Source organism: Pantoea sp. 1.19 (assembly GCF_001922585.1).
Taxonomy (GTDB): domain Bacteria; phylum Pseudomonadota; class Gammaproteobacteria; order Enterobacterales; family Enterobacteriaceae; genus 1-19.
The window spans coordinates 1-3178 of sequence record NZ_MRBS01000026.1; the positions used below are offsets into that span (position 1 = coordinate 1).

Here is a 3178-nt window from a genome sequence, read left to right on the forward strand (position 1 = left end):
CGTGCGCGCTCTGGATACGTACATTTTTGCCGACGGCCAGCTGAGCTACCATTTTGACGTGCGCCTGCCGTACCGCGAGCCTTCGGGCCTGTTCGACGGGGCGGCGGAGTCGGTCTGGGACGTGCGGACCTGGCACGGCCCGGCCACCGGCGCCGTCGCCACGCGGGATTACAACTACCGCGCCGCCTGCGCGCCGATGGACGCGGCGGCCAGCGTGCGCAGTGACGCGGTGACGACGGGCGAACACTACCGCTACAAAGAGCCGTACCGGGAAGCCGGCGACGACAGCGACCCGGAGCCGGAAACCGAAACCGGCGCGTTCTACGCGCGGCTTCACCACGAGCGGGAGCTGAACAAATCGGCCCGCATTCACCTGTTCAGCAACGCTGCCCACCTCACGCCCGGGCAGGTGCTGGAGCCGCAGGGCGACGTCATTGCCGCCCTGCAAGAGGGCGTGCTCCTCACGCGGGTGACCTACCGGGGGGCCCGCGACTCCCGCCTGCACGTGTCGGTCTGGGGCCTGCCTTACACCGAGCGTTACTGCTTCCGTCCGGCGGAAGTCCCGCGCCCTGAAATCCACGGCACGCTGCCGGCCCGGATCGAAAGTCGCGAAAAAAATGATACCTACGCGCACCTGGACGAGCAGGGCCGCTACCGGGTGAAGCTGGACTTCGACCGGGAGGGGACGGAAGCCGGCTACGGCTACCTGTGGCTGCGGATGGCGAAGCCGACGGCCGGTGGCACGCTGGGCTGGCATGCGCCGCTCATCGACGGCACCGAAGTGGCGATTGCGTACAGCAACGGCGACATTGACCTGCCGTACATCGCCTGTGCGCTGCACGACTCGGAGCACCCGGACCACGTCACCCGCGACAACCACACCCGCAACGTTCTCAGAACGCCTGCCAACTCAAAATTACGGATGGAAGACAAGCGCGGCGAAGAACATATCAAGCTCGCCACGGAGTACGGCAAGACGCAGCTTAACGGCGGGCACCTGGTGGATGCCCGGGGGAAACCTCGCGGCACCGGCACCGAGCTGCGCACCGATGAGTGGGGAGCCCTGAGAGCCGGAAAAGGGCTGTTTGTCAGCGCGGACGGTCAGCCAAAAGCCCGGGGCGAGGCGCTGGACAGGGATGGCGCGCTGGCGGAAATCGACCGGCTTAATCAGCAGCTTCAGCAGCTGGAAATGGCGGCAGAGCAGGCGCAGGCCCTGAAGGCGGATATCGACAGCCAGATACGGATGTTTGAAGAGCGGCTGAAACCGCTCAATGAAACGGTGCTGTTCTCAGCCCCGGAAGGGATGGCCCTGACCAGCGGGGAACACCTGCAAATGGCCGCGACGAAAAACGTGGCCGTTAACGCCGGGGGGGATATCAGCGTCGGGGTGATGGGCAATCTGACGGCGCTGGCCGGAGAGAAACTGGGGCTGTTTGTGCGGGAGGGGCAGCTGAGCCTGAAGGCGTCGGAAGGAGCGGTGGATGTCCAGGCGCAGAACGCCAGCCTGCGGCTGTTCGCGGAGAAGAAGCTGACGCTGAGCTCGGCGAGCGACATCTCGTTTGCGGGGAAAAAGCGCATCACGCTCATCGGCGGCGGAAGCTACCTGCGACTCGAGGCCGGGAGGGTGGAGTACGGCACGACGGCGACGTACGTGCGCAAGGTGAAAAGGACAATGGTGGCGGGGGCGGCAACTATCCCGGTGAAAGCCATCACGGGCGGAGGTCTCTGCCTGAGCTGCCTGATGAAAGCGGCGATGAATGGCGACACCTATGTTGTAAGGGGGGAATGATGAGCAGTGCCAGCTTTAGCCTTGCTGCGCAACACCTGATTTACTCATCAGACGTTGCACTATTTGCCCTGGTGGACGGTCTGCAATATGAGCGATATTTCGGTGAAGAGCTGTCAGCCCAACACCCTGCGGTTATCCCACTGTTTGATACCTGGCCGGATTCGCGTATTGCCTTTGCCGGTCCGTGGATATTTCGGATGAACAGCATGATGGGTTCAGGAAAAAAACTGTGCGAACTGGAAGCCGCGCTGCCCTCTGTTTCCTGGATGGTATCGTCATCAACGCTTACCGAACTGGCTGTTCACTTCAGAAAAAACATGAATATCGGGCTGCCGGATGGCCGGACTGCGTTGCTGCGTTTTCAGGACCCGCGCGTTCAGGTCCGTCTGGGGGCGATGCTGGACGGCCAGCAACACCGGGAACTGACGGAGTTAATACAGGAATGGCTGACAGCTATTGACGGGAAAATCTGGTCGCTGAAGCAGAGGGAATGTATATGTTGAAATTATCGACTGAACAGTGTGCTGCAGTGGATAAAATGGAAGACGATGCTTTTGTTAAAGATACTGCCCGTCAGTTAAAAAAGCACTTTCCGGGAATTGATGAACCCGATGCCACCTTTCATCCACGCCTGAAAAATGCGCTTAATCATGCTAATACTTTGCCACTGCAAGAAAAGAATGTGAGGCGCGACTTTTTGATGCTGGAAGCTTTTTATCCGGGTTTTTATCTGAAGCCCGAAGTGGATAAATGGCTGAGAACGCCGAATGGCTATTCAGTTGAGCAGCGGGTTGAAGATTATAAACATGTGATGATTAACAGGGAAAGGAGGGGGCTCTGATGGTCATGATCCCACCAGTAGTATACGGAGGTATGGGCGGGGCGGCAGCAGGAAGTGTCGGTGCGGCAGGCAGATCAACCGGAACCTCAACGTTCCCCGGAACAGGGAGCAACCATGGAGGCTGGGAAGATGATGATATGTCTTATCCTGGTTCAGGGGGCGCCCAATCCCGCAGCCACGGAGGATTTGGTTATCAGGGAAAACGGTATGATTCAATTCTGAATGAACCCATGGTTGTCAGTGCCGAGAGGCACGGCGATTTCTGGGAAGACGATATGGATTACTCAGAAGTGGTCAGCTACGAAGGCGTAGACACGAAAGCGGGGGCGCAGGGGAATACGGATGAAAAGACCTGTAAAAACTGCCCACCGGAAGGGAAAGTAATGCCGATGGTGAGACGCTGTTCGCGCTGGAGTGCGGTGACGATTAGCTACCAGACGCGCATCTGTGGCACGTTTTATAACCCGGAAACGCAGCAGATACAGGAGTTTAAATACTGCGGCGTATCGTTTGATGGCTGGAAGGATAAACTTTGTCAGTTCTGGGAA

At 59.2% G+C, this 3178-nt stretch carries 4 protein-coding genes; all 4 read left to right on the forward strand.

Features of this window, described 5'->3' with window-relative positions; all coding sequences use genetic code 11:
- A partial coding sequence (locus tag BS626_RS17915; protein ID WP_139308876.1) for a type VI secretion system Vgr family protein occupies nt 1-1789 on the forward strand: 1789 nt, incomplete at its 5' end.
- Complete coding sequence (locus tag BS626_RS17920; protein ID WP_075183695.1) at nt 1789-2292, forward strand: DUF4123 domain-containing protein; 504 nt, start codon at nt 1789-1791, stop codon at nt 2290-2292. The genes BS626_RS17915 and BS626_RS17920, both read left to right, overlap by 1 nt.
- A complete protein-coding gene (locus BS626_RS17925; RefSeq protein ID WP_075183696.1) occupies nt 2286-2630 on the forward strand; it encodes a hypothetical protein in 345 nt (114 codons plus the stop codon). The genes BS626_RS17920 and BS626_RS17925 overlap by 7 nt, the downstream gene beginning before the upstream one ends.
- On the forward strand, nt 2630-3178 hold a 549-nt coding region (locus tag BS626_RS17930; RefSeq protein ID WP_075183697.1), incomplete at its 3' end, for a Tox-REase-5 domain-containing protein. The genes BS626_RS17925 and BS626_RS17930, both read left to right, overlap by 1 nt.

Excerpts from the sequence above, each read along its gene's own strand:
- BS626_RS17920 (WP_075183695.1), top strand. The coding sequence starts at position 1,789 with ATGAGCAGTGCCAGCTTTAGCCTTGCTGCGCAACACCTGATTTACTCA.
- BS626_RS17925 (WP_075183696.1), top strand. The coding sequence starts at position 2,286 with ATGTTGAAATTATCGACTGAACAGTGTGCTGCAGTGGATAAAATGGAA.